Source organism: Paenibacillus sp. 01L418, assembly GCF_056400045.1.
Genome location: NZ_JBFTSN010000315.1, coordinates 1 through 7705 on the forward strand (window position 1 = coordinate 1; position 7705 = coordinate 7705).

Annotated in this window: 5 protein-coding genes; all 5 read right to left on the minus strand. The window is 50.2% G+C overall.

Annotation, left to right across the window (positions count from 1 at the left end):
- Positions 1-94: 94 nt before the first annotated feature.
- A complete protein-coding gene (locus AC1DSE_RS26035) occupies positions 95-2398 on the minus strand; it encodes a glycoside hydrolase family 95 protein (RefSeq protein WP_477528410.1) in 2304 nt (767 codons plus the stop codon).
- A gap of 710 nt (positions 2399-3108) precedes the next feature.
- Positions 3109-4539 carry a sulfatase family protein gene (locus AC1DSE_RS26040; protein ID WP_477528412.1) on the minus strand — a complete coding sequence of 477 codons (1431 nt, stop codon included), beginning with the start codon at positions 4537-4539 and terminating at the stop codon, positions 3109-3111.
- Positions 4508-5422, minus strand: coding sequence for a helix-turn-helix domain-containing protein (locus AC1DSE_RS26045; RefSeq protein ID WP_477509188.1), 915 nt, complete (start codon positions 5420-5422; stop codon positions 4508-4510). Before AC1DSE_RS26045 ends, AC1DSE_RS26040 begins: the two co-directional genes overlap by 32 nt.
- A 57-nt stretch (positions 5423-5479) precedes the next feature.
- A complete protein-coding gene (locus AC1DSE_RS26050) occupies positions 5480-6916 on the minus strand; it encodes a sulfatase family protein (protein ID WP_477528413.1) in 1437 nt (478 codons plus the stop codon).
- A 52-nt stretch (positions 6917-6968) separates the two neighbouring features.
- Entirely contained in the window at positions 6969-7520 is a 552-nt protein-coding gene (cysC, locus tag AC1DSE_RS26055; protein ID WP_477509190.1) for an adenylyl-sulfate kinase, read from the minus strand.
- Between the last annotated feature and the right edge of the window lie 185 nt (positions 7521-7705).

Genomic DNA, 7705 nt, shown 5'->3' on the forward strand with positions numbered 1-7705 from the left:
AAAAGAGGTTGTCCAAGCCTCGTTTAAGACTTGGAAACCTCTTCTTTGATGTTAGTCTCACTTGAATCAAGACTCCGTCTACCAATTATAAGTGTCACTCTGTTGCCGGCTTAACAACATACATGGTTTCGGGTGGCATCAGAAATTGATAGGTGCAATCCGACCATTCAGCCATTATAAGTTTATTTGCCAGATTACGAATTTCAAGTTGTACCTTGCTATAAATAGCAAGMTTCCCGCCGATCTCAGTACGAATCTTGGCTTCCTTTAGCTTTCCATCCAACCATTCGATATCAACCGTGAACCCGCCCCTTGCCCGCAAGCCTGTAATACGGCCGGATGACCATGCGGGAGGAAGTGCGGGCAGAAAAAGCAGCTCGCCTCCGTGCGATTGCAGCAGCATTTCTTGTATTGCCGCTGCCCCTCCAAAATTAGCGTCAATCTGAAATGGCGGATGATCTCCGAATAAATTAGGATGAACGGCTTTACGCAACAAATCTTGCAAGCTGTTATGGGATTTGTCGCGATCACCTAACCTCGCCCAAAAATTCGCAATCCAGGCCTGACTCCATCCTGTATGTCCGCCTCCATGCGCCAATCTCCGCTCGAGGGTACGCCGTGCGCCTTCTCCTAATTCCGGCATTCGATGAGCCAAAATTTGCTCCCCCGGATGTAGAGCAAATAGATGTGAAATGTGCCGATGTCCAGGCTCAGCTTCCTCATAGTCGACAGCCCATTCCATAATCTGACCGTACTGGCCAATCTCCGGCTTAGGGAGTCTGCTCCGAGCTTCCTTCCATTCCACTTGAAGCAGTGGATCAAGATCAACAATTTTTGCTGACTCTATACAGGCTGTAAATAACGCGTACAAAATCTGAGAGTCCATCGAAGGACCAACGCATAACGACCCGATTGCACCGCTTTCTGATACATAACTGTTCTCTGGAGAAAGGGATGGTGCGGTTATAAGCCTGCCTTTATCATCCTCGATCAGATAATCGAGGAAAAATAGCGAGGCCTCCTTCAGCACTGGATAAGCTCGTTCACGTAGAAACGATACGTTACTGTTGTATCTGTAATGCTCCCATAAATGAAGGGCAAGCCACGCACCTCCTGATGGCCAAAAAATTGCTGGCGCCCACGCGCAAAATATCCCTGTTTCCGCCCACAGATTGGTTACAGAATGTGCTACAAAACCTCTTGCACCGTATAATTTGCGTGCCGTTTCTCGTCCGTTAACCACCAGCCGATCAATGAGATCGAACAGCGGCTCATGACATTCAGCCAAATTACCCGCTTCCGCGATCCAGTAATTCATTTGCAAATTGATATTCAGATGGAAGTCTGATTCCCAAGGAGGTGTGAAGCTTTCATTCCATATTCCCTGTAGATTAGCCGGCAGGCTGCCGGGTCTTGAGCTTGCCATTAGCAAATAACGTCCGTAATGATAGAACAACGCTTCAAGACCTAAATCTATATCACCCTGCTGATAATGCAACAGCCGCTCAGAGGTAGTTTTTTTTTCAAGCTCAAGATTATTCTCATCAGCAGAGCCTAATGTTAGTGAAACTCTATCGAATAAACGACTATGGTTTTGAACATGCCTATTCCTAAGCTCTGCATATGGCAAAGAAGCTGCCTGCTCCACCTGTTTGAGCGCCTCTATGCACGGATCAATGCACCTAAACGAGGTCTGTGCGGCTAATATTAAAGTAACTGAACTCGCATGACGGATATCTAAATAGTTCCCAACCGTCTGTATCTTGCCCCCATCCACGACTGCTCGTAATACAGCTGCGTAATGAACGCCACCTGGCCCACATTGTCCTTTCATTGTCAGAGTACCATCTGCCTCACTGCCAACTTCCCCCTCAAATGGCCTTCGACTCAAACGGGCAGTTAAAGTAAGAGCAGCCTGCTGCGAAGCAGTCAGACGGATAATGAATACTTGGTCTGCTGCACTAGAGAAGACCTCCCGCCGATAGTGCATAGTTTCAGACTTATACTCAATAAAGTTGATTCCAGAATGAAGATTCAACTCTCGCTGATAATCCGAAGCGTTGTGATGACCTTCCATCTTAATGGTTAAATCACCAAGCGGATGATACGGGCCAAAATAATGTGGCGCATTGGTCATATGCAGCAACGCTAATCTTTCTGCTTCCTGCGGTTCTCCTTCCAGCAATAAGCTTCTAATTTCCTGCAGCTTTCCAATGGATGCTGGATTAYCATTGCCTATCGGTCCTCCATACCAGATGGAGTCTTCATTTAATTGAATTCTCTCGGATTGAATCCCACCGAATACCATGCCGCCCAAGCGTCCATTGCCGATTGGAAATGCCTCAGTCCAAACATTAGCAGGCCGTTTCTCTATCAATCTGTCATTGTTAATCCCCATATTTTCTCACTCCAAATTAGTCCTTTAGAACGCTATGCTGGTAACTAAAATATCTAGCAATTTATTATCCAAGGAACTTAAAACGTTAATAATGCTGAAATATACAACAGTCATCATTCCACTATAGAGCAAACAAGGACAATTCAAAGGAGCGATACTGACTTTGGGCAAGTAAGATTTTGACTATTTGACTGTCTGAATCTTTATGTCAATGCAATTCAATTCCTTGCTTTGTTTTAAATACTACAGTGCCTTTTCAAACATCATCTTTTTTTGTTTAGTGGCAGCGGTTCTGCCTTCGATTTTCGCGGAGGAGGTGGAGAAAAAAAAGGGGATAAGCGTAGAAATCATTGATTTTTCAGACTCATGGAGGACCAATGTATTTTCAACACAATGAAAACATGTCGAAGGACTCCAAAAAGCACTGGATTTTTAATAACAAAAAGCCCCCGCCACCTTCCGTTCCTTCGACGGTCAGCCATGCGCGAGCTATGTCATAAGAAAATTCTTCTATTCCTTATTTTAAGTTTGAAGATTGCTATTTCAATTGACTTTAGCAGAAGCTAATTCAATTGAAATACCATCGCAAGACCCACCGTCTCGGGCGTCTTCGCTCCTAAAGCAGGATTTCAAGCCCTGTGCTACTTAAATAACATCGTATCAATCATATCGTTTCCAAAACGTGGTGCAAAAGAATTCAGCAATCCTTTTCATATCCCGCCCAACTTTGTACCTTGCAACAGCTGACGTTTCGTCCATTCGTTGGCGACGATCGCATCACCGTCCACGGACAACTGCTCATACAGCCGTCTCCTAAGCACGGTAAGCAGCTCTGCGTTCTCTGACTTCCCACTCACATTAACCAGTTCTCCAGGATCATTACCCATGTCATACAGCTCATCTACGTCTGTTAAATTCCAAACGTACTTCCATTCTGCCGTGCGAATCATCCGCTGCGTGTAAAGTCCGAACTGTTGGCCGTTATAAGTGGATACAACGGCATCCCGCCAATCGGCAGGCTCCTCCCCAGCCAGCAGTGGCACAAGTGAGCGCCCCTGCAAATCCCCAGGCTCACAAGTTTGCAGATTGAGAAGCTCCAAAAGCGTCGGCGGCAAATCTAGAAAATTATAAACAAATCGGTCACATCGTCCGCCCACTTCTACGTCCCCGACGACGCCCGGCATCCGAATGATCAGCGGCACCCGAACAACATCGTCGTACATGATGTAGTGCTTATCCATCATACCGTGGGAACCGCACATGTCACCGTGATCTGCAGTAAAGATCACAATGGTGTTATCCGCCATACCTAACCGATCCAGCGTCCCCAACACTCGTCCAATTGCATCGTCGAGCTGACTAATGATGGCGTAATAACGGGCAACGATCGGCGCCCAGTCCTGCCAATCATAATCGGCAACGCCCCAGCTCTCCAGCTGCTGGCGCTGAATGTACGGCTTTCCGGCAAAGGTATCGCGGAAGCCTRCCCACTCCGGGATGTCCGCAGCATCATACATCTCTGCAAAAGGAAGCGAAGGTCGGCAAGGCAAGTGGGGATCGCTGAAGTGCAGCGCCATATGCCATGGTCGACCATCGCCTTGCAGCCGCTCCAGCGTCTCACTTGCACGCGCGGCGAACCAATGCGTCTCTGCGTCCTCTAGCGGGAGCGGACTCTGTTCGCCGAAGAAGCCATTCTCGTATCGGACGTCCGGATGCTTTTGCGAGATAAAGTCATGATATTCAGCTTCGCTGACATATGAATCGAAACCATAAGCCGCAGGTCCGTGCACCGGATTGACTCCCCATTTGCCCAAATATGCGGTTGCATAACCGCTCTCCGCAAGTGCTCTCGTCCATGTATAGTCCTCCGGCGGCAGTGCAGCCACAGGCAGCGCCCCGCTGTAATTCCATAAAGCGCCAAATGTTTCCGGCCTCCTGCCGCGCAGGAGCGACTGCCTTGCCGGTGCACATACCGGCAGTACGGAATAAGCGTGGGAGAAGGAGACTCCTTGTTCAGACAGACGGTCAATGTGTGGTGTGCGAACGGGATATTTACCGCTGAAGCCCACGCAATCCTCTCGTAATTGGTCTGCCGTAATCAGCAGTACGTTAGGCCTCCACTCTTTCATCGAGTGTGGCATGCGCGCTCAGCTCCTTTCCTTCTCGCACACCCTTTGTACCGGTCCGATATTCGCGCGGCGAGCAGCCGGCATAACGAACGAACAGTCGGCTAAAAAACGATGGATCGTCGTAGCCGACCATGGTCGCGATGTAGATGACCTTCTGGTCGGACTCCAGCAGCATCCGCTTCGCCCGTTCAATACGAATTTCGTGCAGCAGGTCGAATACGCTTTTCCCAAACTCCTCGCGCACCAACCGATTCAGCTGCCTTGTGCTGACATTAAACAGGCCGGACAACGCTTGAAGCGTAATTTTTTTGTCAAAATGGCGTTCGAGATAACCGGAAATCCGTCTAGCCATCATCACTCGTTCCGATTGCCGCGGGGATTTATGAATACGATGGCTTTGCATATAGGCGTAATAGCGAGACAGCAGAACGAGCAGCTCCACCATCTGCAGGCGAATCAACGTCGTGTGGCCGGGGCCGCGGCTGTTGAGCTCACGGATCATATTCTCCAGCAGCGCCAGCACGGACGACGCCTCTTGCCCGTTCAGATTCAAATAATGGTTGAAACGGACATCCTGCTTCAGGAAGGGATGCACGTAAAAGTAGTCCATCGATGCCGTTATTTCCAGCTCCTGAAGCAGCGCATCGGGAATAAAGGACGGCATAAACAAACAGTTGATGATTTCCATACTCCCGCCACTCTCTACGGAATAAGCATGCGTCTCGCCGGGATTGATAATAAACACATCACCCGCATGAATATTGTAGTGGTTGCCTTGGAAGATATGAACGCCCTGTCCATGCACCACAAAGACGAGCTCAATGAACTCGTGACCGTGTTCAGAGACAGACGCTTGCACCATCCGATTGATCCAGAACGGGAATTCATCCTTCATGTAACTATTGCTTCCCAGTATATGCCCCATCCTTCATCCCCTCGGTTCGTAATCGGATCAAGATCCGATGGTCTGTTCATGCAGCCCGTCTGTCGCTTGATCAAATCGTTCACGGCGCGGATCCTGAAACCATTCGTCCCACGTCATCCCTGACTCCGCCAAAATCTGCTCAATGCGTCTGCGGAACGGAAGTCCCGCCTCGCGAAGCTGCCGATCCTTCGGATCTTCGCGTCCCCCCAGCTTCGCCTCCACCCAACTATCCAGCTGCCGTTCCAGCTGATCGGCGAGCTCTGGCTCCCGCTCCGCAAGATTTACCGTCTCTTCTGGATCGGCATCCAGATCATACAGCTCTCTAGGCGGTCTAGTAAAAGGCCCCGCGTCGTACGTGCGAATAAACTTGTAGCGCTCCGTCCGTATGCCGCGTGCCGCTTGCCACGCGCATTCACTAAGGTAGACAGCATCGTGCGTTCCGTCAGCCAAGTTGAGAATAGAAGGCCATAAGCTTCGGCCGTCCATGCCTGGTGGGTCTGCAACTTTCATATGCTCGATACCTTCTGGCTTCTCGCTGCGTATCGCTTCCAGTATTGTCGGCATGAGGTCAACCTGCTGCACGAGACCTTGCACCCTGCGCCCCTCTGGGATACGACCCGGCCATCGCATAATAATCGGCACATGGACAGTCGGCTCGTATAAGCCGCAGTGATCCCAGTAGATGTCGTGCTCCGTCAGACTTTCGCCATGATCTCCGAATAGAATGAGCAGCGTATCCTCTTTGATACCTAACTTCTCCAGATGAGCGTCGAGTTCCTTCAAACGATCGTCAAGATAGCGGATTTCTGCATCATATAGCGCGTCGTAGTAAGCGCTGTCGGTCACTGGGCCAACGAGATCGTAATGGTGGTGCTTAAAGAAAGGATAGGCGGAATGATTGTAAGCCGGTTCCATGCTTCGGTTGTTCGGATCATACGGATCACGCCCCGCTTCATAAAAGTCTGGAATATAGGATTCCGGCGGCAAATAAGGCGTATGAGCATCCCAGTAATGAAGAAACAAAAAGAACGATTCATCCTTATGCTCCGCCAGCCATGGCATAGCTAGATCGTTGACCGTTCGGCCGTCGATCCAGCGATTGCCGCCAACGCTGTTCGTATAGTAGCGATAGCCGCGGGCAAACCATTCCTTAAGCTGGTACAAATTGTCCACCGCCGATGTCGTGAAGCCCGCGCCGCGCAGCAGGTTTGGCAGCCACGGTGTCGATTTGGGCAGATGCGYCAGCTCTGAGCCATGGGAGACAATCCCTGTCGTGAGCCCTACTTTGCCTGTAAAAATGCCGGTATGCGCCACTTCGGTTGGAATGTCTGCGGCATAAGCTCGCTCGAACAGCACACCTTGCTCGGCAATCTGGTCCAAATATGGGCTTGTCGGCTTCGAATAGCCGTACCCGCTCAGCCTTGATGCACGAAGCGTATCCAGCGATATCAGTATGATCTTCATTGTATGTCTCCTTCGGGTAGTCCGGTATTCCGGTCCTTATTCACCTCTTGGGTTATGCTCGCTGCGCCGCATGCTTGAACCTCATATTGGCATGCAGCCAGCCCATTACGGCTTCGCCGTTATTCTGCAATGAAGCAGAAGCCGTGTCGATTATGATGTCGGGCGAGTGCGGTACCTCGAATGGATCGGAAACGCCTGTAAAATGGTGCAATTCCCCGTTTCTCGCTTTAGCATACAAGCCTTTCACATCACGGCGCTCGCACTCCCCGAGCGGGCACTGCACATAAACTTCCACAAATCCGGGCAGCTGCGAACGGGCATAGTCCCGCATTTCCTCATAAGGTGTGATGGCAGAGACGAGCACATCTACGCTATTGCGAGAGAGAAGCTTAGCGACGTAGACGATTCGTTTTATATTTTCCAATCGATCCTCCCGTGCGAATCCAAGTCCTTTACAAATCGTTTCTCTAAGCTCATCGCCATCAAGCAGCTCCACGTGCCGCCCTTCCCGCAGCAGCTCTGCTGCAATATGCCTGGCCGTTGTCGTCTTGCCTGCTCCCGACAAGCCCATGAACCATATAACCGAGCCATGTTGTTTATCCATGTTGTCCTCTCCTCTCGCCAAGTTCGGTCGCTTATCCGATTGCAGGTATGTCAATGGGCATCCCACCGGATTGATGCGAACGAATTGCGGCTTCAATAACTTCCTGTGCGGCAAGCGCATCCGCTCCTGACGCCTCGATCTTCTCCGGCGCATCGCCTGCTTTGACCTGCTCGATGAATCGATTG